We start from the raw sequence: 326 nt of genomic DNA, 5'->3' as shown, positions 1-326 counted from the left end.
GAGTGGAAGAATATCGATATCATCAAGGTGGTAATCAAGACTGTTGATAGATTGCTCGGTCGCCCTGAGGGTGCTGACTTGGATTTGATTACTTATGTAACAGACAGAAAGGGTCACGATATGCGTTACGCTATTGACTCTAGAAAGTTGCAGAAGGAACTCGGCTGGGAGCCATCTCTCCAGTTTGAGGAGGGTATCGAGGAGACCGTGAAGTGGTATCTCGATAACCAGGAATGGATGGATCATGTTACTTCTGGGGAATATCAGAAGTATTATGAGGGGATGTATTGTAAATAGACCCTCCTGTCCCTCCCTTGAGGGAGGGT

1 protein-coding gene is annotated in these 326 nt (G+C 46.3%); it reads left to right on the top strand.

Annotated elements, in window-relative coordinates; translation table 11 throughout:
- Nucleotides 1–297 (top strand): GDP-mannose 4,6-dehydratase (locus tag DWV53_RS15330; protein WP_181992525.1); only part of this gene is annotated, 297 nt, incomplete at its 5' end.
- Nucleotides 298–326 lie beyond the last annotated feature (29 nt).

Origin of the sequence: Segatella copri, from assembly GCF_003465495.1 — a bacterium.
Classification (GTDB): domain Bacteria; phylum Bacteroidota; class Bacteroidia; order Bacteroidales; family Bacteroidaceae; genus Prevotella; species Prevotella copri_G.
The sequence above is the reverse complement of the archived record's forward strand: the minus strand, read 5'-3'. Positions and strand labels throughout refer to the sequence as shown.